This is a genomic window from Novosphingobium nitrogenifigens DSM 19370, from assembly GCF_000192575.1.
Classification (GTDB): Bacteria; Pseudomonadota; Alphaproteobacteria; order Sphingomonadales; family Sphingomonadaceae; genus Novosphingobium; species Novosphingobium nitrogenifigens.
The window spans coordinates 1397193-1421720 of sequence record NZ_GL876926.1; the positions used below are offsets into that span (position 1 = coordinate 1397193).

General features: G+C 63.4%; 20 protein-coding genes. 9 read left to right on the forward strand and 11 right to left on the reverse strand.

The window, feature by feature from the left end; genetic code table 11:
- Positions 1-7: 7 nt before the first annotated feature.
- The 6 genes from Y88_RS06515 to Y88_RS06540 form a co-directional block, all read right to left on the reverse strand.
- Positions 8-2590, reverse strand: a complete 2583-nt coding sequence (locus Y88_RS06515; protein ID WP_232280941.1) for a TonB-dependent receptor domain-containing protein — start codon at positions 2588-2590, stop codon at positions 8-10.
- A 126-nt stretch (positions 2591-2716) separates the two neighbouring features.
- Positions 2717-3337, reverse strand: a complete 621-nt coding sequence (locus tag Y88_RS06520; RefSeq protein WP_157132590.1) for a protein-methionine-sulfoxide reductase heme-binding subunit MsrQ — start codon at positions 3335-3337, stop codon at positions 2717-2719.
- An 11-nt stretch (positions 3338-3348) separates the two neighbouring features.
- Positions 3349-4290: a protein-methionine-sulfoxide reductase catalytic subunit MsrP gene (msrP, locus tag Y88_RS06525; protein WP_008067401.1), complete on the reverse strand. Its 942-nt coding sequence runs from the start codon at positions 4288-4290 to the stop codon at positions 3349-3351.
- Between the two features lie 86 nt (positions 4291-4376).
- The gene (locus Y88_RS06530; RefSeq protein WP_232280942.1) at positions 4377-5138 is read right to left on the reverse strand and encodes an SDR family oxidoreductase; all 762 of its coding nucleotides are present in this window, start codon (positions 5136-5138) and stop codon (positions 4377-4379) included.
- A gap of 170 nt (positions 5139-5308) precedes the next feature.
- Complete coding sequence (locus Y88_RS06535; protein ID WP_008067404.1) at positions 5309-6283, reverse strand: alpha/beta fold hydrolase; 975 nt, start codon at positions 6281-6283, stop codon at positions 5309-5311.
- Positions 6280-6819, reverse strand: coding sequence for a carboxymuconolactone decarboxylase family protein (locus Y88_RS06540; protein WP_008067406.1), 540 nt, complete (start codon positions 6817-6819; stop codon positions 6280-6282). Before Y88_RS06540 ends, Y88_RS06535 begins: the two co-directional genes overlap by 4 nt.
- Positions 6820-6943: 124 nt before the next feature.
- Here Y88_RS06540 and Y88_RS06545 point away from each other — a divergent pair, with 124 nt between their 5' ends.
- Positions 6944-7825 carry a LysR family transcriptional regulator gene (locus Y88_RS06545; protein WP_008067408.1) on the forward strand — a complete coding sequence of 294 codons (882 nt, stop codon included), beginning with the start codon at positions 6944-6946 and terminating at the stop codon, positions 7823-7825.
- Between the two features lie 91 nt (positions 7826-7916).
- Positions 7917-8690 (forward strand): haloacid dehalogenase type II, encoded by a 774-nt coding sequence (locus tag Y88_RS06550; RefSeq protein WP_008067410.1) that lies wholly within the window; start codon positions 7917-7919, stop codon positions 8688-8690.
- A gap of 25 nt (positions 8691-8715) precedes the next feature.
- Here the strand turns inward: Y88_RS06550 and bktB are convergent, their stop codons facing one another.
- The 3 genes from bktB to Y88_RS06565 all read right to left on the reverse strand — a co-directional run bounded on the left by bktB (position 8716) and on the right by Y88_RS06565 (position 12596).
- Entirely contained in the window at positions 8716-9897 is a 1182-nt protein-coding gene (gene bktB, locus Y88_RS06555; protein ID WP_008067411.1) for a beta-ketothiolase BktB, read from the reverse strand.
- A gap of 78 nt (positions 9898-9975) precedes the next feature.
- Positions 9976-10896, reverse strand: a complete 921-nt coding sequence (locus Y88_RS06560; protein ID WP_008067413.1) for a SphA family protein — start codon at positions 10894-10896, stop codon at positions 9976-9978.
- A 71-nt stretch (positions 10897-10967) separates the two neighbouring features.
- Positions 10968-12596, reverse strand: coding sequence for an AMP-binding protein (locus Y88_RS06565; protein ID WP_008067415.1), 1629 nt, complete (start codon positions 12594-12596; stop codon positions 10968-10970).
- A gap of 330 nt (positions 12597-12926) precedes the next feature.
- Between Y88_RS06565 and Y88_RS06570 the strand changes: the two genes are divergently transcribed.
- The gene (locus Y88_RS06570) at positions 12927-13862 is read left to right on the forward strand and encodes a LysR family transcriptional regulator (RefSeq protein WP_008067417.1); all 936 of its coding nucleotides are present in this window, start codon (positions 12927-12929) and stop codon (positions 13860-13862) included.
- Between the two features lie 583 nt (positions 13863-14445).
- Entirely contained in the window at positions 14446-15963 is a 1518-nt protein-coding gene (locus tag Y88_RS06575; RefSeq protein ID WP_008067419.1) for a succinate CoA transferase, read from the forward strand.
- Between the two features lie 73 nt (positions 15964-16036).
- On the opposite strand, the gene Y88_RS06580 is transcribed toward Y88_RS06575, so the two are convergent.
- The gene (locus Y88_RS06580; RefSeq protein ID WP_018075779.1) at positions 16037-17299 is read right to left on the reverse strand and encodes an MFS transporter; all 1263 of its coding nucleotides are present in this window, start codon (positions 17297-17299) and stop codon (positions 16037-16039) included.
- 39 nt (positions 17300-17338) lie between these two features.
- The gene (locus Y88_RS06585; RefSeq protein WP_232280943.1) at positions 17339-19627 is read right to left on the reverse strand and encodes a TonB-dependent receptor; all 2289 of its coding nucleotides are present in this window, start codon (positions 19625-19627) and stop codon (positions 17339-17341) included.
- A 341-nt stretch (positions 19628-19968) separates the two neighbouring features.
- Between Y88_RS06585 and Y88_RS06590 the strand changes: the two genes are divergently transcribed.
- The 5 genes from Y88_RS06590 (at position 19969) to Y88_RS06610 (ending at position 24522) form a co-directional block, all read left to right on the forward strand.
- On the forward strand, positions 19969-20946 hold the full coding sequence (locus Y88_RS06590; protein WP_008067423.1) for a LysR family transcriptional regulator: 978 nt from the start codon (positions 19969-19971) through the stop codon (positions 20944-20946).
- Between the two features lie 119 nt (positions 20947-21065).
- Positions 21066-21878, forward strand: a complete 813-nt coding sequence (locus Y88_RS06595) for a creatininase family protein (RefSeq protein ID WP_008067424.1) — start codon at positions 21066-21068, stop codon at positions 21876-21878.
- A 22-nt stretch (positions 21879-21900) separates the two neighbouring features.
- On the forward strand, positions 21901-22344 hold the full coding sequence (locus Y88_RS06600) for a cupin domain-containing protein (protein WP_008067425.1): 444 nt from the start codon (positions 21901-21903) through the stop codon (positions 22342-22344).
- Complete coding sequence (locus Y88_RS06605; RefSeq protein ID WP_008067427.1) at positions 22341-23129, forward strand: cysteine hydrolase family protein; 789 nt, start codon at positions 22341-22343, stop codon at positions 23127-23129. Before Y88_RS06600 ends, Y88_RS06605 begins: the two co-directional genes overlap by 4 nt.
- A gap of 19 nt (positions 23130-23148) precedes the next feature.
- A complete protein-coding gene (locus Y88_RS06610) occupies positions 23149-24522 on the forward strand; it encodes an FAD-binding oxidoreductase (RefSeq protein ID WP_008067428.1) in 1374 nt (457 codons plus the stop codon).
- Positions 24523-24528 lie beyond the last annotated feature (6 nt).

Sequence of the window (24528 nt, forward strand, 5' to 3'; positions counted from 1 at the left end):
TGGCCCTTCAGTTGCGGAAGGTGGCGGTAAGGCCGATAGTGCGCGGGCGCATGGTCATGGCGCGTCCGCCATCCCCTTGGTCGGCCTGCGCGCGATAGTAATAAGTATAGGCGCGGCTGTTCAGCATGTTGGACACATAGGCCGAAATGTCCCACGATCCGTGGCGCACCCCTGCGCGCAAGTTCACGCTGTTGAGAGCCGCTCCGCGATAGGTATAGGGATTGTAGCCGTTCACCCCTTCCGACCCGGTCCGGTGATAGGCGCTCGAATATTGCCATGCGCCGTAGAAATAGGCCGAGGTATTCTGGGCAATGTCGCGCGCATATTCACCGCTGAACGATGATTGCCAGTTCGGCGTTCCCAGATCGTCCCCCTTGCGGGCGAGGAGAACGGCACTGTCGCTGCCGTCTGGGACGGCGCCGAAGACATCGGTGCGATAAGTCGCCTTGGTATAGCCGAACGCCGCCGACAGCGTCAGCCCGTGGATGGGCTTGGCGTCGAGCTGGAAATCGAAACCGCGACTGGCCGCCTTTCCCAGGTTGGCGTTGTAGCCGAAACCACACGAAGGCAGCGGCACATTGGCCTGGATCCCGTTCCAGTCCACCCAGAACAGGCTGCCTGCCATGCTCAGCTTGCCGCCCAGCAATTTGCCTTTCGCGCCGAGTTCATAGCTCCACAGGCTGTCCGACTTGTAGGTGGACGGCACCGCCGTGAGCCCAAGCGTCGCAAGATCCCCGGCGCAAGTCGTCGGAACCTGCGGATTGGCGCCACCGATGCGATACCCCTTGGCCGCGGTTGCATAGACCTGTGCGGCCCCTGCCTGATACGACAGGTTGAAACGCGGGGTGACCGGTGTTTCGCTTTGCTCGCCGCTGTAATGCAGGGCCTCGGTCCCGACGAAAGGGCCGTCCTGATTGTCGACGAAGCTGAAATGGTTGTGCGCCACGCGCAAGCCCACCGACGCTTTCAGGCGATTGGTGATGCGATAGCTGGCATCCCCGAAGACGGCCCGTTCCTGCGTTTCATACGTCAGCCCTTCGAGAAAGCTGACATTGCCGGGCAACTGGCCGCGACCATAGAATGTCTCGGTGGTCCATCCGGGGAACAATGCGGGGATCAGCGTGTCGATATTGTCGACTTCGGCCTGATCGTACCGTTGGGTGCTGTTCTGGAAAAAGAAGCCGACAACCCAGGTGAAGCGGGCATTCCCCGCATCGCGCGAAGTCAGGCGCAGTTCTTCGGACCAGTTCTTTTGCCGCGTGATCGTATTGCTGCGTTCGTGAAAATCGACGCCGGGGACATAGGTCATTGCCCCTCCGGTAAGGGCGCTCACCGAAAGCGGCGCATAGTCCTCGACCCGCTCGCCGCGCCGGTCATAATAGGATGTCACCGACTTCACGGTAAAAGGGCCCGCATCATAGTCGATATTCAGGACCGGCAGGACAAAGCGGTCATGATCGGGCTGGGCCATCCCGTATGTCGATTTGTACGTCCCTGCCGAGGGCCAGAACAGGTCGATGTCGTCCCGGCGGGTGTTCTGATAGAATACGCTCGGCGTGATGGTCAGCCGGTCACTGGCGACGATGCGCATTTCCGCCCGGAAAGCCATGTCGTTTTCGCTGTTGGTATTGCTGGCCAGCAAGGCTCCGGTCGTGGGCGATACCCGGTCGATATAGCCCCCGGTGTGGCGTCCCCACGCGCTGACCCGCAGACCGATGCGGTCCTGTACCAGCGGCGTATCGAGAGCCACACCCAGTTCGCCACTGGGGTCACCGCCTTGCGTAAAACTTACGTCGGCGCGACCGTAAATCCGCGTGCGGTCGAGCGAAGGCGTCGGCGTGACGAAGCGGACGGCGCCGCCTTCCGAACCCGACCCGAACAGCGTGCCCTGCGGGCCCCGCAGCACTTCGACCCGGTCCAGATCGAAAATGAGCGGATAGTTGTTGTTGACCACGCCCAGATAGTTGCGGGTCTGAATCGGGGTGTTGTCGATATAGATCCCCGTGGTCGATGCCCCGGTGTTCGAATTGATGCCGCGAATGGAAATCGTCTCGCCGCCGTAGCTCGACGTGGCGATATTGCTGAGCCCCGGGGTCAGGCGCACGAGATCGTCAAGCGAACGCACCCCCTGCCGGTCCATCGAAGCCTTGTCGTGCGCGGCGATGCTGGCCGGGACTTTCAGGATCTGCTGGTCGCGCCTCTGGGCCCCGGTCACGACGATGCCGGGGGTCTCTTCCCCCGCCCCCGGAACCGGCGTCGCATCGGCCCGGGGCGCCCCTGCCGTCACGCGATAGCCGCCCCCGGCATTACGCACGGCCAGCAACCCGGTCCCGCGCAGCAATTCGCGAATGGCCACCTCGTTTTCGAACCGTCCGCTGACGTCATGCGAACGCTTGTCCGCAGTCAGCGCCCCGGCCGCGACCACGAGTTCATGCGACTGGCGCGAAAATTCGAGCAAGGCCGCCGACAGCGGCTGGGCGGGAATATGAAAGCCCTGCGGCCGGGCTTGCGCCTGCACGGGATGGGCCATGGCGATCACGGCCATGACGGGCGCTGCCATGATGGCTGCGAAACTGGGTTTCCGTTTCATTCGATGTGCTCCCCTTCCCGACCGATCCCTGCGCTGCCCACGAAGCGGATCGATCCGGTTTCACATCATGGACGATCCGCAAAACCCGATCGTCAGGGGAACACCGAAAGTTTTTTACAATTTAAGTCACACCTTGATCCGGCGGCGCGGAACCATGCGCATGCCGAGCAGGGTCAAAAGGAGACCGGCATAGATCCACGGTTCGATCTGGAACCCCTTGACCCGCAGGATGAAATGGATCGCGGCCGCCCCGCCTGCCGGATAGACGAGGCGATGCAGGGCCTGCCACCGGCGGCCACCGAGACGACGGATAGAGGCGCGGGTCGATGTCAGCGCAAGTGGGAGAAGCATGAGCCAGGTCGCCATGCCGAGCAGGATGAAGCGATGCTTGACGACATCTGCCCAGAGCAGATCGAACGCCGCCCCCTGATCGAGCACGAAATAGACGAGGAGATGGATGCAGCCATAGGCAAAGGCCCAGAGACCAAGCGGACGGCGCCACGGAGCCAGCCAGGCCCAACCGGTCAGCCGACGCAGCGGCGTTATCGCCAGGGCAAGCCACAAGGCGCGCAAGGCCCAGAGACCGAGACGATTGATCGTTTCCGCCACCGGCTCTGCCGTCAGCCCCGCATCGAGCGGCGACACTCCGCCCGCCATCATGAGCCAGCGCCCGACAAGGATCGCAAGCGGCAGTGCCATCGCCACCTGCACGCCCCAGCGCAAGGCAAGACTTCGTCCCCTGGTCATCGTGCCCACGGTCAGAAATTGCGCACGAGATTCATGCCGCGATAAAGCCCGGCGACATCGTCGGCATAACCGTTGAACGGCAGCGTGCGTCGGGGAAGCCAGTCGCCGATCCGCCGTTCGCGCGACTGTGTCCAGCGGGGATGATCAACCGCCGGGTTCACATTGGCGAAAAAGCCGTATTCGTCGGGCGCGGTCAGGTTCCAACTCGTCGGGGGCTGGCGATCGACCAGCCGGATGCGCACGATCGACTTGATCGACTTGAACCCGTACTTCCACGGCACCACGAGGCGTAGCGGTGCGCCGTTCTGGTTGGGCAGGACGCGCCCGTAAAGACCGAGCGCCATGAACGTCAGCGGGTGCATCGCCTCATCCATCCGCAGTCCCTCGACATAGGGCCATTGCAGCGAACGGGTCCGCTGCCCCGGCATCTGCGAAGGATCGTGCAGCGTTTCAAAGGCGACGTAGCGGGCGTTTGACAGCGGCTCGACCATCTTGAGCAAGGCCGCGAGCGGAAATCCCGTCCAGGGAATGACCATCGACCACGCCTCGACACAACGGTGGCGATAAACCCGCTCTTCCAGTGGAAACAGGCGTGTCAGGCGATCGATGTCGACCACGCCCGGCTTTGCCACCAGACCGTCGACTTTCACGGTCCAGGGATGGGTACGCAATCGCCCGGCATTGCGCGACGGGTCTTCCTTGCCAAAGCCGAACTCATAGAAATTGTTGTAATGCTTGACGTTTTCATAGGACGTTGCCGGTTCCCCGGCGTCGCGCGTCCGCTTTGCGACGAGACGCGCCAAGGCCGGTTCCTCCCCGGCCGAAAGCACCGAGGAAGGCAGGAGCCCCACCCCGACCATCCCCGCCACAATGGCGCGCCGGTTCCAGTAATGCCCTTCCGCCGTGGCTTCGGCTTCGGTCGGATGATGGGGGTTCGGGTTCCGGATCAGCATGTGCCTCGCTCGCTCTGGGAAAAGAGGATGCCTGCTATTCGCGCCAGCGCGGCAAATGGTTTCAAGTGCCCGTGCGTGCAACCCGGTCAGAATGCCACTTTGACCTCGCCCCCGTCGACGCGAAAATTCGATCCGCAGACCCACGAAGCCGCAGGAGAAAGCAGCCAGGCATAGACTTCGGCGACATCCTGCGGCTCGCCAAAGCGGATGATCCCGTTTTCGCGGGCAAAGACGGTCACGGCACTATCCGGATCGAGGCCCCGGTTTTGCGCAAAGCGGTGCAGCATCTGGCGGCGGCGGTCGGTCATGACCGGTCCCGGCGAGACCGAGTTGACGCGAATGCCGTCGGCCTGCCCCTGCTCGGCAAATGTCCGCGACAGGGCAAGGATCATGGCATTGATCGCGCCGACGGCGGCAAAGGCAGCCTTGGGCACGAAGGCAGAGGTTCCCGAAGTGATCGCCACGGCCCCCGAGGTTTTCCGCAAATGGGGCCAGGCGGCCAGAACCATGCGCCGCATCCCGTGGAACTTCAGCGCGAGGCTATCGTGCCAGTCGCCGTCGCCCAGATCGAACAGCCCTTTCTGGCTGACGTCCCCGGCAATGGTCGCCACTGCGTCGAGCCGACCGAGAACGCCGACGGTTGCCGCGACCGCGCGGGCGGCGGCATCGGGATGGCGCAAGTCGAACGGCAGGACCAGCGCCCGCGCACCGGCAGCACGGATCTCGTCTGCCGCGCTTTCCAACCCCGTTTCGGAACGGGCGACGATGGCGACAGCGGAAAAATCGGTCGCAAGGCGAATGGCCGTGGCCCGCCCGATGCCGCGACTGGCGCCGGTGACCAAAGCCACGCGTCCGGCCTCAAATCCTTCATCCATCATGATGATCCTGTCTGGATAACCGACCCGCCGTCACGCTCGGGGAGACGTGAGGCGCAACGACGGGCCGGGCGACCCGCAAGCCGCGACGATGCCCCGCAGAAGTGGGGGTGCAAGGCATCGGAACGCGGCTCTTCGGGCAATCAATGCGCGGGGGCGAAATCCGCCTTGATCGCGGCGGCAACGGCCCCGGCGTTTTCGTCGAGAACGAAATGCCCCGCGTCGAGCCAGACCAGCCGCGCCTTGGGCACATCGCGCAGGAAGGCCTCGGCGCCTGCCGGGATGAAGAACGGATCGTGCTTGCCCCAGAGGATCAGCGTCTGCGGCTGATATTTGCGCAAGGCCTCGTGCCAGCTGTCGTAGAGCGCGACATTGGTGCGGTAATCATAGAGCAGGTCGAGCTGGTAGGCCTCGGTACCGGGTCGATCGAGCAAGGCCTGATCGTGTGTCCAGTTGTCGGGGCTGATCGCGGCTTCATCGCGGGCGCCGACCGTGTACTGGAACTTCGTCGTACCCGCCGCGAGGAAATTGCGCGCCGCTGCCTCGGTCTCGCTATTGCGGTTCTGCCACAGCGGCAGGAACACCTGCTTGGGCATGTCGCCGACGCCGTCGAGATAGGCATTGGCGTTTTGCACCACCAACCCGGCGACACGGTCGGGATGGCGGGTGAACAGACGAAAGCCGACCGGCCCGCCATAGTCCTGCATGTAAAGGACATAGCGGTTCAGCCCCAGTTGATCGAGCAACCCGTCGACATGATCGGTCAACGCCTCGAACGTATAAGTGAACGCACCGGCTGCCGGAGCATCCGACTGGCCAAAGCCGATATAGTCGGGCGCGATCACATGAAAGCGATCGGCAAGCGCGGGAATGAGATCGCGATACATGTGACTGCTGCTCGGGAACCCGTGGAGCAGGACGATCGTCGGCAGGGAAGGATCGCCTGCCTCGCGATAGAAGACCTGACGGCCCTTGACTGTCGCATAATGGTAGGTTTCGTGCACGGACAGAAGCCTTTCGGGCGCGGCCACGGCGGGCGCGGCGAAAAACGGAACGGAAAGCGCGGCAAGAGCCAGCGCGAGGGCGGAAGCGAGCGGCTTTGGACGCAACATCGTCACGCCCCGGCCCGCACGATCGGGAAATCGATATCGGTCTGGGCGACATTGTTGGTGAGATTGGTGAAGACGTTGATCGCGACATTGGCGACGATCTCGATCACCTGCGCATCGGAAAATCCGGCCAGCTTCACCGCCGAAATGTCGGTCCCGTCGACTTTGCCGCGCGTGCGGACGACGGCGCGGGCAAAAACGACCGCCGCATCCGCGCGTGCGTCGAGCGAATGTCCGGCACGATTGGCCGCGATCTCGTCCGCATCGAGCCCCGCCATGTTGGCGGCGAGGAAGCTGTGTACCGACAGGCAATAGTCGCACCCGGTCGCCTCGGCGACGGCGATCGCGATCCGTTCACGCGTGCGGACGTCCAGCGTGCGGCCGAGGGCACCGTTGAGCGCGATCAGCCCTTCGAGCACGGCCGGACTGCTGCCGACGAGGAGGAAGAGATTGGGAATGACCCCCAACTGGCCCTGTACTGCATCGAGCAAGGGCTGCGAGGCGCTCGGCTGATCTTCGTAAGAGGGAATGGCAATGCGCGACATGGCTGAAACTCCTTTCGCGACGGCGGAAAAGCGAGGCCGTCGGGATGGAGATCGAAATAATTGCTCGCATGATTTGCGATAATCGGTCACATTCGCACGACATTATCGCGAAAATCGGGATTGTATGGACCAGTTGGACGCCATCCGGACTTTCATCGCCGTTGCCGAGCACAAGAGCTTTGCCGAAGCGGCCCGCACGCGCCGGATTTCGCCGACTGCGGCCAGCCGGGCCATCTCGGACATGGAAACGCGGCTTGGCGTTCTCTTGCTGCGCCGCACGACCCGCTCGGTCCAGTTGACGCCCGAAGGGGCGACCTATCTCGAGCATTGCCGCCTTGCGCTCGCCGAACTCGACAGCGCCGCCAGCAGCCTCAGCGGAGAAAACACCCAGCCGCGCGGCGTTCTCATCGTCACGGCTCCGGTGGTCTTCGGCCGCATGAAAGTCCTGCCCGTCACGCTCGACCTGATGCGGCGCCATCCCGGCCTTTCGGTCCGCCTCACACTGACCGACCGGGTCGTCCGTCTGGTCGACGAGGGCATCGACGTTGCGGTCCGCATTGCCCATCTGGCCGACAGCGCCCTGCGTGCGGTCCGCGTCGGCGAGACCCGGCGCGTTCTCGTCGCAAGCCCTGCCTATCTCGAAGAGCGGGGATACCCCACCTCGGTTGCCGCTCTCCACGACCACGATCTCATCGCTTTCGACAATTTCGCGCAGAACGGCGAATGGCGCTTCAGCACCGACGGACGCATGGCCATCCGGTTCGAACCACGGCTTTTGACCAACAGCGTCGACGCGGCCATCGATGCGGCGCTTGCCGGGGGCGGCATCACCCGCGCCTTGTCCTATCAGGTCGAACGCCATGTCGAGAGCGGGCGTCTGGTTCCCCTGCTACCCGAACACGATCCGCCCCAGGTTCCCGTCTCGCTGGTGTTTCAGGCCAATCGCGCCCGCTCGGCCAATGTCCGCGCCTTTGTCGAGGCGATGCGGGCCGCCTCCCAAGGATAATCCCGCCTCACGAAAGAGTGTCCGCCGGTATCGGCCGATTATCGCGGGAACAGACATGGCCTAAAGCCGCCTCTTCGCAAGGAGGCCCCCGATGTCCATTCCCCTCGACCGTCGCAATGCCTTGCGCCTCGCGCTGTCGGCAGCCCTCGTCGCGCCGCAAAGCGCCCTTGCCGTCGACGCACCCCGGAAGCTGCGGGCTCTGGCCTTCGACGGATTTACCGTGTTCGACGTGCGCGCCGTTGCCGCAGCGGTCATCGCGATGGTCCCCGAACAGGGAGCGGCACTTGCCTCGGCATGGACCAACAAGCTGTTTGCGCTCTCGTGGCTCGAAACCTCGGCCGGGCGTTACAGCGGGTTTGCCCCGCTTGCCGATGCGGCTCTCGCGTTCACGGCGCAGACCATGCACGTGACGTTGACACCGGCGCAGCGCGCAGAACTGGTCGCGGTCTTTGCGCGCTTGCCACTCTGGCCCGATGCGCTGCCGACGCTGACGCGAATGCACGAGGCGGGGCTGCGTCTTGCTTTTCTCTCCAACATCGGCGCGGACATGCTGGCAAGCGCCATGCGCCGCCACGGTCTTGAACGCGTGATGGAACCACCGCTCAGCACCGACCGGGTGAACGCGTTCAAGCCCTCGCCCAAGGCCTATGCCATGGGTCCTGCGCATTTCGGCCTGCCGGTCGAGGACATCGGCTTCGTCGCGTTCGGCGGCTGGGACGCGCTCGGGGCGAAATGGTTCGGCTATCGCACGGCATGGATCAATCGGCTCGGGGTCGCGACCGAACCCTTGTCGCCCGCTGCCGACAGCGCCGGCCCGGATCTGGGCGCGGCGCTGCGGCTGGCGGGGATCGAGGTCGCCGATTGAAGGGCGACATCGATCCCCAAAGAGATCAGATCCGTTCCCAGATCGTCGCGATCCCCTGCCCGCCCCCGATGCACATGGTGGCAAGGCCATAGCGACCGCCGCTGCGGTGCAATTCGTAGACCAGCTTGGTCACGAGAATGGCCCCGGTCGCGCCGATCGGATGGCCCAGGGAAATGCCGCTGCCGTTCGGATTGACGCGAGCCGGATCGAGGTCGAGTTCACGCGCCACGGCGCAGGCTTGCGCAGCGAAAGCCTCGTTCGATTCAACCACGTCGAGGTCGGCAACCGTGAGCCCGGCCCGCTGGAGAGCAGCCCGGCTCGCCGGAACCGGACCAATGCCCATATAGGCGGGATCGACCCCGGCGTGGCCATAGGCGACAAGACGAGCCAGCGGCTTGGCTCCGCTGTCGCGAACCGCCGCCTCTCCGGCGAGCACGACCCCGGCCGCCGCGTCATTGATGCCCGAGGCGTTCCCGGCAGTAACGGTTCCCCCGTCGCGACGGAAAACCGGCTTCAACGTGGCCAGACTTTCAAGAGTGGTATCCGGGCGGAGATGCTCGTCGGTATCGAACAGGCGCTTGCCCCCACGCGCCTTCACTTCGACCGGGACGATCTGATCCTTGAAATGCCCCGCTGCCTGTGCGGCTGCGGCACGCTGCTGGCTTTCGACGGCAAGCGCATCCTGCATCTCGCGGGTGATGCCGTACCGCTCGGCGACGTTTTCGGCGGTGATCCCCATCAGGACCTTGTCGAAAGGATCGGTCAGGGCGCCGTTGAGCGCGTCGAGCAGAACCGTATCGCCCAGCTTCTGCCCCCAACGCGCGGTCGGCGCGTAAAACGCGGCGCGGCTCATGACTTCGGTTCCGCCGCCGATCGCCATGCCGCAATCGCCCAGAAGAATGGCCTGAGCCGCCGAAATGATCGCCTGCATGCCCGAACCGCACAGGCGGTTGACGTTGAAAGCGGGGGTTTCATGCGGAATACCCGCCCCAACCGCAGCGATCCGCGACGCATAGGCATCGCGCGGTTCGGTCGGGATCACAGTCCCCATCACGACGTGGCCGATCTGCGCGGCATCGACGTTCGCCCGCTCGATCGCCGCACGCAACGCCACCGCGCCCAGTTCGCCCGGCTGATAGTCCTTGAGCGAGCCGCCAAAGCCGCCAATGGCGGTGCGCGCCGCCGAGAGAAGAAACACATCCGACATTACACATACTCCCGAACGAGGAAGCCGTGGCGGACCCATGCCGCCACGGCCGAGGGAAAAACCGGAAAAGGAAAGGGGTCAGAGGCGCGTGGTAAAGCGCACCTGGACCATGTCGCCGGCAACCGCATTGCGGGCCGAAACCGTGCGGTTCCACATGGCCGTGATATTGAGCGGCCCGGCCTGAACCCCGGCAATGGGGCCCACACCGTAAAGCTGCGAGCGATGATCGGGCACGACTTCGCCATTGAAGCGGTCATCCTCGTACTGGTTGATCTGATGCCCGCCGACACCCAGCGTCCATTTGCCCAGTGCCTTGGTAATAGTATAATCGGCGGCAAATTCCGACCCCGACCAGTAGCGATATCCCGGCGTCGTCGATGCCGAAACCGGAATGGCGGCATGAAGCGCAGCCGAAACGTTCCAGCCCTTGTGCATCCAGGTGATCCCCAGATCAGGTTCGACGGCGGCAAAATTGCTGCCCGACGGCAACCCGCCATTATGCAACTTGCCCGCATAGAGATCCGATACTGTCGAACTGGCATTGGGAAGATAGACACCGACGCCCAGCTTCACATGGACATTGCGCAGTTTCCAGCCAAGCTGGGCAGGCAAGAGCACGGTGTTGAACGTGCCCCAGTTCCCGCGTCCGGTGCTGCCCGAAAGACCCGGCGACGTATTGTAGACGAACGGCTGCGCGATCCCGACGGAGTATGTGCCACCCAGGATTTTCACCCCCGGAACCCATTCGATCACCGGTGTCACCACGAAGGCGGTAAGGTCCGTTCCCGGCACTGCCTTGCCCTGTTCGCCGTAATACCGATCGTTGGCCCAATAGGCGCTGACGGCGGTGTAGACACCCTTGGGCGGGGTTGCCCCGGCAGGCAGACCTTCCCAGAAACCGCGCAAGGGGTAAGCGTTCCACAATTCCTCCGCATGCCCGGTTTCCGGGCACAGCATCGCCATCGCCGCAATCGCGGCGCCAATACGCACAGCTTTCATGACATCCTCGTCTTGTTGTCGTTGTTGAATTTTATTTCCCGCAAGCGGCTCTGCGCACCGCCTGCGGGGGATCAGGCCGCCCGGACCGGTTCGGCCGGAACCTCCCCGGCAAGCATGGCCGGAGCCGCATCACGCAATTCGCGGCGCAGGATCTTGCCCACTGCGGACTTGGGAATTTCACGCACGACGAAAACGCGGCGTGGCACCTTGTACCCGGTGAGATTGGCGCGGCAGTGATCGAGGACCGCCGCCTCGTCGAGCGCGGCAGGATCGGCAACCACGAACAGCACGGCCGCCTCTCCGCTTTTGGGATCGGGCGCGCCGACGCAGGCACACTCGACGACGCCGGGCAAGGCCGACACGGTTTCCTCGATCTCGTTGGGATAGACGTTGAACCCGGAAACGAGGATCATGTCCTTGGCCCGGTCGAGGATATAGTAATTGCCCTCTTCATCGCGCCGCGCGAGATCGCCCGTGCGCAGGAAGCCGTCCTCGCCCAGAACTTGGGCCGTCGCTTCGGGTTGTCCCCAATAGCCTTGCATGACTTGCGGCCCGCTGGCGCAGAGTTCGCCGGTTTCCCCGATCGGCAGATCCTGTCCGAATTCATCGCGAATGGCGATCCGGGTTCCGGGCATCGCCTGTCCGATACTGCCGAGGAAGCGCCGCTCGAAAAACGGCGTGCAAGTCAGGATCGGCGAGGTTTCCGAAAGGCCGTAGCCTTCGATGATGTGGCGCCCGGTCCTTTCGCTCCAACGATCGGACACCGGGCGTTGAACCGGGGCCCCGCCGCCCATGGCGACCACCCCCTGCGACAGATTGAGCGCGGCAAATTCGGGCGAAGCCAGCAGCGCCTTGTAAAGCGTGTTGACCCCGGTCACGAACGAGACGCCGTGGCGGGCCCATTCCTCGCTCAACAGGGCAATATCGCGGGGATCGCGGATCAGCACGTTGCGACCGCCCATTGCCCAGGTTCCGAGCAGGTTCACCGTCAGGGCAAAGATATGGTAGAGGGGGATGGCCGTCAGCACGACTGGCGGCACGCCTCCCAGCCCCGTCTCCTTCAGGCCCCCTTCGATCCAGCCGGTGAACTGCGCGATATTCGACAGCAGATTGCCGTGGCTCAACATCGCACCCTTGGCGCGTCCGGTCGTCCCACCGGTATATTGCAACAGCGCCAGATCGTCGCGTCCGCGCCGCGAAGGCACGAAGGACATCCCCGCCGCGACCGCCTCGACATAGGACGTGACTGCAAGACCGGGCGAGGTTTCGACATTTTCAGCGTCGATCACCACGGCATGACGCACGCAATCCGCATCCGCCACCCGCAGGACCGCCATCTCGCGCCCCGACAGGATAATCGTCCCGGCGCCGGAATCGACGAGCTGGTGATGCAGTTCGCGCGCGACATAGTGGGGATTGATGTTGACCTGTACCGCGCCGATCGCATGGATGGCGGCCGTTGCCACTGCAAATTCGGGACGGTTCGACAGCATCAGGGCAACACGATCGCCCGGCTCGACACCGCAGACCTGTTGCAGGAAACCGGCGAGCGCACCGGCCTCGTCCCAGACTTGCGCAAAGGACAGCGCGTGGTCCTGCTGCACGATCGCGACAGACCCGTCGCAATCGCGTGCACGGCAGGCGAACAGCTCGCCCAGATTGGCAAGCGCACCCAGAGTGTCGTCGGTGATCCGGCCCATTTCGCCTTGCTTCCTCCTCTCATACCCCGACTGCGCATGGGGGGACGGCCGGGTCGGCACAGGAAGGCCGCCCGTTGCCGCATGCTGCGCAGCAAGGCTTTGTTTCAGCTTGTTTTCATGAAATCATCCTGCGCGGCAAAAATGCCGTCCACAGTCGCCGGACTTTGCCCGGTTGATCCTGTCCCACAGCGCCGGGGAAATGCTTGCCCTTTCCGTTCCTGCCCAATGTCGTCGAGAGTGTCGTCTCTTGTGGGAGGAAGACTTGCATGGAAGACTAGACCGGAAAAATGCTATTATCTGCGGAACAACATCGAAAAATTCGGGGTATGGATGCTGAAAACAGAGCAATTGCGGTGCTTTGCCGCTACGGTAGAGGCCGGTAGCTTCGCTGCGGCGGCAGGAAGGCTCAACCTGTCGGCGTCGGCTGTCGTCTATGCCGTCGATGCGCTTGAAGAGCAGCTGGAAACGCGCCTTCTGGTTCGTCGCCGCTCGGCCGGGGTCTCGCTGACGGCCGATGGACGCAGGCTGCTTCGACTCGCGCACGGGCTGCTTCAGGATCTGGCCGAAGTCGAAAACCTGTTCGCCCCCAAGGGACGCACGCTGACCGGCGAACTCACGGTCGGTTGTCAGGAAGGGCTCAGCTGGGCCCTTGCCCCCCGCGCGATCGAGCATGTCCGGCGCAAGCACCCCGGCCTCGATGTCGAACTCAAGACGATTTTCATGGATCAGGGCAACGCCCCCCTGCTCGATGCAGACGTCGATGTCCTCATCACGTTCTTGGTCGATGCCGAACCGGACCCGGCGGTCGAACACTTGCACCTGTGCCGCCCTACGCCTTGCGCGATGATGCGCCGCCATCACCCGCTCGATCGCGAAGGCGCCCCGCTCACCTTGCGAGAGCTTGCCCAATTCCCGCAGATCTACATTCAGGACGGGCCCGCCCTTGAACTGTTCAGCGGGCTCTATCGTCATCAGGGCCTCACCCCCAGACAGGCCATGGTCACCAATATCAGCACGGCGGCTCAAGCGCTTGTCGGAACCAGCGACTGCATCTCGCTGCGCATCGTGCGCCCGGCCCATCCCTGGTCTCCCCTCGGCGATGAACTGGCCTTTGCCCCGGTGGCCGATCCCCATGCCACCGCTTCGCTCGCGATTTCGACACTGCGTCCCCGGCACGGGCGCCAATCGGCCAAAGTGAAAGCCTTCATCGCCAGTTGCCGCGCCCTGATCGAGGAAGGCACGATGCGCAGCCACCTGTTCTACTGATCCGGCCGGAGGGGGCTCTTCCTTGTCGCTTGACAGCCCCCCGCACCACCCTCTAGATGGCGTTCAAACAAATGTTTGGTTGAGGATGCATCACAAGAAGGATCGGCCAACCGATCCGCAACGCGTTGGAGAGGGGGGACGCGGTCGCCGAGAAAAATCGCGATCGTGTCCCCGACTTTCCGCCTGCTGCGGCCACTCGGTCAGGAACGACCTCTCACACAGGAAACGACGGGATTTTTGCCATTCTATCCGACCTTGGTCTCTCGACACTCTGACCATGCAAGGTCCGGATTCGCCTTTGCCCCCGGCGAAGTGCGAAAACTGCCCCGGCCCGCACCCCCGCTTCCCATGTCATGCCCTGGACTGGGTGGTCGAGTGGAGGAGCGGACCGGGGTTTTTCTTGTCGCGCTGCCATGTGCGAAGCCGCCATCCCAATTGGCGCCGAATTGGAATCAGCCGCCCAGATTGGCAAAGATCGCGCACCGAATAAAGACCACAATTGGACAGGCCATAGTCTAGGTTTCGTTGCCCGGAGGCCACCGATAGGCCTTTTTTGGTTTCAAAGAGTAGGGAAGAGGATACCATGGGAAATAACCGGATCAATTCTCCGGCGTTGCGCGCCAAAGTCTGCGACGCACAACAGGCTGCCGAATTGATCGAGGACGGCATGGGCCTTGGTTGCGGCGGTTTCACGCCTTCGGGCGCGCCCAAGGCCGTGTCGCGGGCCCTCGCCCAGCGAGCCGCCGATGCCCACGCCAAGGGTGACCCGTTTGCCGTGCGCCTGTTCACCGGGGCCTCGACCAGCCCGGATCTCGACGGCGAACTGGCCCGCAACGATGCGATCAGCCTGCGCGTTCCCTATAACGGCGACGCATCGCTGCGCGACAAGATCAACGCGGGCAAGACCGCCTATGTCGACACCCACCTGAGCAAGGTCGCCCCCTGGGCCCGCTCCGGCTTTTTCGGCGACATCGACGTCGCCATTGTCGAGGCGACTTCCATTCGCGAGGACGGCGGCATCGTCCCCACCCTGTCGATCGGCAACAACCAGGCCTGGCTCGATCTGGCCAAGACCGTGATCGTGGAAGTCAACGCCTACCACAATCCCGCGATCGAGGGGATGCACGACATCGTCACCTCGGGCATCGCTCCCAACGGCCAGTTCGACATGCCGATCCGCAAGGTTGCCGATCGTATCGGCGAACCGGTTCTGCGCGTTAACCCCGACAAGGTCCGCGCCGTCGTCCTGACCGACGAACCCGACCTCAATGCCAAGTTCCGCGACATCGACGAAGGCGCCAAGATGATCGCGGGCCACCTGATGGAATTCTTCCTTCACGAAACCCGGGTCGGGCGCCTGCCCTCGCCCCTGCCCCCGCTGCAGTCGGGCGTCGGCAATGTCGCCAATGCGGTCATGGCCGCGTTCGGCGACGGGCCGTTCGACAATCTGGTCGCCTATACCGAAGTCATTCAGGACGGCATGCTCGCCATGCTCCGTTCGGGCAAGATGCTCTCGGTCTCGGGCGCGGCCTTTGCGGTCAGCGCCGATGAAGCCGTGCGCGTCAACGCCGACATGGAATTCCTGCGCGAGCGGATCGTGCTGCGCCCGCAGGACGTGAGCAACAATCCCGAAGTGATCCGCCGTCTCGGCTGTATCGCCATGAACACGATGATCGAGGCCGACATCTACGGCAACGTCAATTCGACCCGCGTCATGGGCTCGCGCGTGCAGAACGGCATCGGCGGCAGCGGCGACTTTGCCCGTGCGGCCCACCTGTCGATCTTCATGGCGCCTTCGGTTGCCAAGGGCGGCAGCATTTCGGCGATCGTGCCGATGGTCTCCCACGTCGATCACATCAACCAGGACGTCCAGGTCATGGTGACCGAACAGGGCCTTGCCGACTTGCGCGGCCTCTCCGCCCGCCAGCGCGCCCGCGCGGTCATCCAGAACTGCGCCCATCCGGCCTATCGCCCGATGCTGCTCGGCTATCTCGAACGCGCGGAAAGCAGCCGCTATGGCGGCGACACCCCGCACCTCCTCAACGAAGCGCTGGGCTGGCACCATCGCTTCCTCGAAACCGGCACGATGCAGCCGGGTTGACCTGAAAGTCTTCGTAGCGCCTGCATCCGACTGCGCAGTCGGATGCAGGCGCTACGGACAGGCCTTCCCGCGCCTAGGAATCGACTGCCCGGCCAAAGCGATAGCCCGGCAAACCGAGCAGCAATCCGGAACAGGCAATCAGGATTGCCCCGATCAGAAGGACCGGCGCGTGATAGCTGCCGGTCCTTTCGTAAAGGACGTCCATGACGAAGGGCGTCACGCCCTGAAACAGCATGATCGCGCCAAAGATCCAGCCGTAGATCTCGCCGTAATAGCGAAAGCCGAAATAGCGGGGGATGCAAAAGGGCAGCAGCCCGTATTCGGTTCCACACCCCAACCCGATCAGGATCGCCGCCAGCATGACCATGCCCGGCGTATGGGTCTGCGTCAGGATCAGCGTTCCGATGACAGCCGTCAAAACAAACGGCGCAGCAAGGCGCGGCGTTCGCGTACGGTCGAGCACCAGCCCGACCGCGATCTGCCACACCGCATTGGCCAGATAGAGGCCCCCCAAAGCGACAATCCCGGCCATCGGCGCGAGCCCGTTTTCCGCAGCGATCGGCCCCATGTGGGTAGTGATCGCCGCGATCGACCCTGATCCGGCTGCCACGCTGACAAACAACAGGCGAAAGGCCCTTGTCCGCACGGCCTCACGCGGGACAATCGAGGCGTCGCGCAGGAAGCTGCGCTCGGGTTCGATCGCCCCATCGTCCTGCCCCCGATGAACCGCCCCGTCGTTCTCATGCAGACCGAACCAGAACGCCGGAAACCCCACTGCAATCACCAGAGCCCCCAACCCGAGATAGGCCTCGCGCCAGCCGACCATCTGGATCAGCGCCTGGGCGAATACCGGCACCGTCATGCCTCCAAGACCGAAAGCCAGTCCGCCCGACAGACCGAGCGCAAGCCCGCGTCGTGCCTCGAACCATGTCGAAACGACCCGCGCGAACAGAACCGTGCTCGGCAAAGTCGCAGCCATTCCGACAAGCGCGAAAAGCCCATAGGCCACTGCTTGCGACCGCGGCATGGCCGACAGCGCCATGATCGATGCCCCGAACAGGACATTGCCGACAAGCGCGACCGGGCGTCGCCCCACCCGGTCCATCAGCCTCCCAGCCAGTGGATAGAAAACGACCCCCATCAGGCTGAGAATGGTCAGAACGAAGGAAAACTCCGATCGCGGCCACCCGAAATCATCCGTCACCGGGATCAGAAACGCCGAAAAGGTCGCGTTGATCACGGTCGTCACGCCGACGATGTTGCCGATCCCGCATGTCGCCACCACTGCCGTCGTGCGCGGTGTCCATTCCCCCGACCTTGCCGTCAATGTCGTCATGCGGGATCACTTCCCTTCACAAGAGATGATGCTGTTTTCTCAGAATTTGAAGCCGATCCGGCCGATGACCTGACGCGGCGGGGCAAAGACCTGATAGATCCCGCCCACTCCGAAATTCTCGGCGTAAGTCGAGGTCAATGTCGCCACATCAAACAGGTTGGTCACGGCCAGCTCGGTGTAGAAACGGGTCCGGGCGATATCGAGATGTGCGTTGAAATTGACGAGCGTCAGCATCGGCAGGCGATCGGTTCCCGCACGGTTGTAGATGCGTCCCCAATGCGCCGCACGGACGGTCAGTTGCAGGGACGTATCGAGCGTGCCGACGCCGGGAATTTCGGTCGTCTTGCCCAACGTCCCTCCGGCCGCGAAGGTCGGCACCCGGGGCAATTGATTGCCCTTGATATTCTCGAAAGCGGCCGCGCGCGCGGCCAGGTCGGCCGCCGTGTAGATGCCGTAAGTGCGATTGATCCCCTGCGCGATATAGGGGTCGAGGAAATAGCTGTCGCTGTCGACCTTGCTGTTCATCCACGCAGCATTGGCATCGATGCGGAACCCGGCGGGAAGCAAGGCAGTCGCTTCGGCCTCGATGCCGTAGACATGGGCCTTGGCCACATTGGTCATGCCGCCTTCGTATGGCAGCGGATCTTCCGAATCGAGCTGCAAGTTGCGGTAATCGTTATAGAAAGCAGAAACGTTGACCCGCAGCTTGCGATTCAGGAACTCGTTCTTGCTGCCGACTTCATAGGCCCGGACAAGCTCGTTGCGGAACGCGGTCGGAATGATCACCGCAACCGGATTGAGATTGGTACCGCCCGGCTTCACCCCGGTCGAAAACTGCGCATAGAGATTGTTGGTCGGCGCCACTTGCCACGACAGCGCGACTTTTCCGGTCAGGCCGTTGAATTCCGATTTCATCGGCACCGGCGTTGCATAATAGCTTGAGGTTTCGGCCGTCGACCGATCCCAAGTGTAGCGCAACCCGCCCGTCAGCTTGAGCGTCCTCGTGATGTCGTAAGTCGCCTGCCCATAAAGCGCGACCGAGCGGTGCCGCTGATGGGAAATGCTCTCGAAATTCATGCCCGCCGCGTACATCGCCCCGGCCTGCGCGGGATCGAGCGTGGGCGTATAGGCGATCGGTGTCGTCTGCTGGAATTCGAGCACGTTGATGTGGCTCGCGGTGTGCAGATAGAAGGCGCCGACGATCCAACTGAACCGACCGCCCGGTCGCGAAGCCAGATCGACTTCTTCGGTCCAAGTGTCGGCGAAACGATCGTTGATCGGAAGCTGGTCCTTCACTCCGTAAAGACTGACCGCCGTCGCATGGTCGAGCAGGTCGCCGCTCCACGGGGCGCGATACGTCAACGACTGGTAGCTGGTGATCGACTTTACAGTCGCGAAGTCGAGGTCATAGGCGACGGTCCCCGCCACGATCTTGCTCGTGATCCGCTGCGGCGCATAATAGTCGTTGCTGGTTTCGCGCGGGTCGGTCAGCGGATCGACCGAGTTCTTGACCGCCGAACCGTGCGCGAAACTGTGGAAGTATTCGCCCCAGACATCGATCGACAGCCGGTCGACCGGCTTCCACAACGCATCGACGCGAGTGATCACGTTGTGCGTGTCCCCCACGGCCTTGTTCCCCGCCATGTTCGGCGTGTTCATGTAACCGTTCTGGTCCGTCACCTGGGCCGAAGCGCGCAAGGCAAAAGTCTGCCCCACCGGCAGGTTGATCGTCCCCCGCGCGCGCCCGTACTGATAGCTGCCATAGCTCAGTTCAGCACTGCCGCCGAGCTTGCCGAGTTGGGGCGCGGCCGTCGTCACGTTGATCGCGCCGCCATCGGAATTCTGCCCAAAGACCGTTCCCTGCGGTCCGCGCAGCACTTCGACCTGCCCCACGTCGAGAAAGTCGGTGAACAGGCTGACGGGGGTACCCAGATAGACGCCGTTCTGATTGATCGAGACGCCGGGCGATGCCGAATTGTTCTGCAATCCGTCATACCCGACCCCGCGCAGAGTGGCGTTGGGCGGATAGTTGCCGGCATTGGAAATGGTGAGCCCGGGCACCTTGTTCGACAGGTCGACCGGATTGGCGATGTGTTCGCGATCCAGCGTCGCTCCTGACAGCACCGACACTGCAACCGGTGTGGTCTGCAAATTGCTGCTCACCTTGTTCGCGGTGACCGTGATTTCGCCGAGCTGGCCATTGTCACCCGCATTGGTGTCGCCAACACCGGCATCGGTGGGCGAAGCAGCCATGGCCGGCACGGATCCGGCCAGAACGAGAGCCAGCGCCAGCGGCGGACCGGACAGGCGGATAAGAGGCAAAGTCATGTCGTTTTCTCCCTGAAGATCGCATCCCCAAGGCAAACTCTCCGCAGTTCGAACGATGGCTGCTGCCCTGCCGACCTCGTGTGTCCAGTCGGCGGGCACAACGAGACCCGGCGATCGCGTCATGCCCATCGTCATCGAAAAGGTGTTCGCCCGGGGTGAAGCAAGAAACCCTGTCCCGGCGGCCCCTCATTCTGCGCGCCGGGCCTGCCCTCCGGGGCCCGTTTTGGTCTTCGAAGAGAAAGCTAACGCGACCTGTGTGCTAAAAACAGCATCGTTTTTCGCACATAATGTTGCTATTGAGAGATCACTCCACTCACAATCAAGACGCAAGGTGCCCGATCGTGCTCCATGCCCGCCTGCTCAGCTACCTCGACGAAGTCGTCCGCCAGGGCTCGATCCGAAAGGCTGCCGAACGCCTCAATGTCGCGGCCTCCGCGATCAGCCGCCAGATCCTGGGGCTGGAACAGGATCTGGGCGTCCCGCTTTTCGACCGGTCGGGCCGCCGCCTTGTCCTGACTGCGGCAGGCGAACTGGTCATACGCCACGTGCGCGAAACCATGCGCGACATGAACCGCACGCTCTCGCTGGTCGAAGAACTGAAAGGGCTGCGACGCGGTTCGGTCACGCTTGCCCTGATGAGCGGCCTTGCCGCCAACATCATCCCCCGCGCCGTCGTCGAATTTCGCGAAGCCAACCCGCGCGTCGATGTCCGGTTGCGCCTGATGACAACGGGCGACCAGATTCTCGACGCGGTCGAACGCGGGGACGCGGAACTCGGGCTCGGCTTCGACTTTCCGCGCCGCCCGACCATCCGTGTCGCCCATTCGGCACTGGGGCGTCTGGGCGCGGTGGTCAATCCGCGCCACCCCCTTGCCCAGGAAAGCGAATTGCGGCTGGCCGATTGTGCGGCGTTTCCGCTTGTCCTGGCGGATACCAGCACCGCCATCCGCCCTTATATCGATCACGCCTTTGCCAGCCTCAGCCTCGATTACCGGACGATTGCGGAAACCAATTCGATCGAGATCATGCGCCATGTCGCAATGGCAAGCGACGGCGTCGTGTTCCTCACGCCTTTCGATATCGAGGCCGAGCGTCGCGACGGGCGTCTGGCCTATGTGCCGATCCACGAATTCTCGCGCCATGCGCAGCGATTGATGGTCGTCGAAAGCCAGCGCAAACCCAATGCCCTCGCCAGCGTCCTTGCCGAAAAGCTCAAGACGATGATCGACGAGGCCGGATATGCAGGCCCGATCGCAATGCCCTCGAACGAGACTGCCGAACTGGCGATTGCAGAGGACACCACACCAACCGATGCCTGAAAGAGTACACATTGTGCTAAAACTGATGCTTTATCGGCATCCATCTCCGCCCTAGTCTCCTCGCATCAAGGGCGCGACCGCAATGTTCATGGCGTCCTTCCATCAAAGGACTGCATTCCGTGGACAAAAGCGCGTCAGGAGTTGCCCGGTATTGGCAGGACATGGCCTGGCCCGCGTTTACCGCCTTGCCCGCCTCGACCGTCGCCGTCCTTCCGGTCGGAGCGATCGAACAGCATGGCCCCCACCTGCCGGTCTATGTCGACAGTTGCATCAATCAGGAATTGCTCGACCGCGCGCTTGCAACGGCCCCGGCCGATCTCGACGTCGTCGCCTTGCCTTTGCAGGCCGTAGGCAAAAGCAACGAACACCTTGCCTTTCCTGGAACGCTGTCGCTGTCCAACGCAACGCTCACCGCACTGCTGCTCGATCTGGGGGACAGCGTGGCGCGAGCGGGTGTGCGGCGGCTGATCCTGCTCAATTCCCATGGCGGCCAGCCGCAAGTGCTCGACGTCGTGGCGCGCGAACTGCGCATCCGTCACGGCATGTTGGCCGTCAATGCGGCATGGTATTCGATGGGTATGCCTCCGGGCCTGTTCGCGCCCGACGAATTGCACCACGGCATCCACGGCGGAGAGCTTGAAACCTCGCTCATGCTGCACTTGCGCCCCGATCTGGTCGACATGACCAAGGCCGCCGATTTCCGGTCGTTGAGTCAGGACATGGAAGGCGATTTCACCCTGCTGTCCCCGGAAGGAAAGTTCGGTTTCGGCTGGCAGACACAGGATCTCAACCCGGCCGGAGCCGTGGGCAATGCCGCCGGCGCCGATGCCGAACGCGGTCGCATTCTGGCCGAGGCTGCCGTTGCGCGTTTCCACGAGCTTGCCCGCGAAGTCGCCCGCTTTCCGCTGGAACGCTTTCACCCCGTTCCCTGACCTTCATCAGGACAAGCCCATCATGCAGTCAAGAACCCTGAACGGCCTCATCGCCCGCCGCGTCGGCGAAGTCGAGGTCCGCCGCATCTCTCCTGACGACAGCAACTATTTCGCCTTGCTGTTCGACCCAGAGGACGAAGGCGTCACGCCGGTTGCCGTGGTCGAGATCTTCACTGTCGGGGGATCGACGCCACCCAACACCCACAGCCATGCCCATGAATTCTTCTATGTCCTGTCGGGCACCGGCAAAGCCCTGTGCGACGGGGTTGAACAGCCCATCGGCAAAGGCGACGCACTCATGCTGCGCCCCGGCACCGAGCACCGGATTTTCAACACCGGCCCCGACAAGCTCTACACCCTGACCTTCATGGTGCCCAACGAAGGGTTCGCCGAACTGATCCGCGCAGGCGAGCGGCTCGAACTCGATGCCGACGACTTGCGCATCCTGACCGGGATTGCCGCATGACATCGCTGCGTCCCTTGGGCAGTTCCCCCCGCAACCGATGGCATGTCGATGAAACGCATGCCGATTTCGTGCGCGTGATGCCGCCGGTTCGTGCCGTCGACCTTCCTGCCTCGCCGCAGGATGTCCGGATCGACCTGTCGCGCACGGCCCTTGTCGTCATCGACATGCAGAACGATTTTTGCCACCCCGACGGCTGGCTTGCATCGATCGGCGTCGACATTACGCCCGCGCGAGCCCCGGTCGCTCCACTGCTCGACCTGCTGCCTGCTGTGCGTAAGGCCGGAATGCCGGTCATCTGGCTCAATTGGGGCAATCGTCCCGATCGCCTCAATCTCGGCCCTTCGACGCTCCACACCTATGACATGGCCGGACTGGGCGCAGGGCTCGGACAACCGTTGAAAAACGGTGCGCGGGTACTCGAACTCGACAGCTGGGCCGCAGCGGTCATCGACGAACTGGGCGACACCAGCGGCGACATCCACGTTGCCAAATATGCCATGTCGGGTTTCTGGGACACGCCGCTCGACGCGATCCTGCGCAATCTCCAGATCACCACTCTGCTGTTTGCCGGGGTCAACCTCGACCAGTGCGTCCTGTGCACCTTACAGGATGCGAGCTTTCGCGGGTACGACTGCCTCCTGCTCGAAGATTGCGCGGCGACGACCTCGCCCGAGTATTGCGCACAAGCTGCACTTTACAACATCCGGCAATGCTTCGGCTTTTCCACCATGGGCAGGCAGCTCTGCGAACGGCTGGCCACTGCGCCCGATCCAACATTCCCCTGATCCGAAAAGGGTTCCGCCGATGTCTTTCACCAGCCACGATGCTGCCGCTTCGACCGATTGGGCGCACGTCGCCGCCGATCTCGCCCCGATCGCCTGCGATACCGGGGAACGGGAAACCCGCCGCAAATCGCGCGACTATTACTGGTTCTCGCCTCTGCTCAAGGCCGAGATCGACGATTGGCGCGCCGATCTGATCGCTACGCCCGCCGATCTGGCCGAACTGGAAACACTCGTCGCCTATTGCGTTGCCCACCGTCTTCCGATCACCGTGCGCGGCGCGGGAACCGGCAATTACGGACAATGCATGCCGCGTCATGGCGGCGTGGTCGTCGACCTGACCCGGCTCGACCGCGTGTTGTCGATCGGCGAGGGCACATTTCGGGCCCAGGGCGGCATCCGCATGTACGACCTGGAGCAGGAACTGAACCGGACCGGGCAGGAACTGCGCTTTTTCCCTTCGACATGGCGCAGCGCGACGCTGGGCGGCTTCATTGCCGGAGGCACGACCGGTTGCGGAGCCATCGGCCACGGCACGTTGCATACGCCGGGCAATGTCCTTGCGCTCAAGATCCTGACGGCAGGCGACACCCCCACCCTGATCGAACTGACTGGCGCGGAAGCGCAGGCTGCGGTTCACGCCTATGGCACCAACGGCATCATCGTCGAAGCCGAACTCGCCCTGGCCCCGCTCGGTCGCTGGCATGATCGCATCTATGCCCTGCCCGACCTTGGCGCGGCCATGGACCTTGCCGACCGGATCGGGCGCGATCGTACCCTTGCCAAAAAGCAGCTCGCCGTTGTCGATGCGGCGGTCATCCCTCTGGTCCGTCCGCTTGCCGAGACCGTTCCGGCCGGCAGCGCGCTCGTTCTGGCAATGATCGGAGAGGACAGCCTTGCGTCGGCCGATGCAGCTGCGAACGAGCTCGGAGGCTCCGTCGCCTTTGCCCGCGCTCCGGGCGAAAAGACCGGCCTCGTTCCCGCGATCTATGAAATGTGCTGGAACCACACCACGCTTCACGCGATCGGGCGCGACAAGTCGATCAGTTACCTGCAATGCGGTTTCCCTGCCGATTACCGCCCGGTGGTCCTGGCCGTCGCGGCCGAACTCGGCGATGAAATGCCGATGCACCTCGAATTCGCAACCATCGATGGCGAACTCGTCTGTTTCGGCATCCCCTTGCTGCGCTTTACCAGTGCCGAACGCCTCGCCCAGATCCATGCCATCCTGCGCAGCCACGGGTGTCAGGTCTTCAACCCGCATACTTACGTTCTCGAAAACGGAGGCATGCAGGTCGCCGATCCGCAACAACTCGCCTTCCGCCGGACGTCCGATCCCCATGGCCTGTTCAACCCCGGCAAGATGCCCGGCTGGGACGTCCCCGACGCCGCCTGAAACCGC